Origin of the sequence: Ruminococcus sp. AF37-20 (assembly GCF_003460465.1) — a bacterium.
GTDB lineage: Bacteria > Bacillota > Clostridia > Oscillospirales > Ruminococcaceae > Hominimerdicola > Hominimerdicola aceti.
On the sequence record NZ_QTVE01000006.1, the window covers coordinates 1 to 280 of the forward strand.

Sequence of the window (280 nt, forward strand, 5' to 3'; positions counted from 1 at the left end):
CTATTATATCATATTAGCTAAGCTTTGTCAAGACTTTTCTTTGTGAACTTTTTATGAAGTTCTTTTTGAGCTACTCCTCAGGTCTCTTATGTTCTCCCGAACCTTTTACCTTCGTTTCGCTTCTTCCTTTATCGCGCTCTCTTGAGGCGACTTGTTTATTTTATCACTTTTATGCCTTTTTGTCAACCCCTTTTTTCGCTTTCTGCTTTTTTTACACTTTATTTCCCTTTTCTTATCTCTTTTTGTCCATTTTGCTTTGCTCCTTTGTTCCCTTGATACA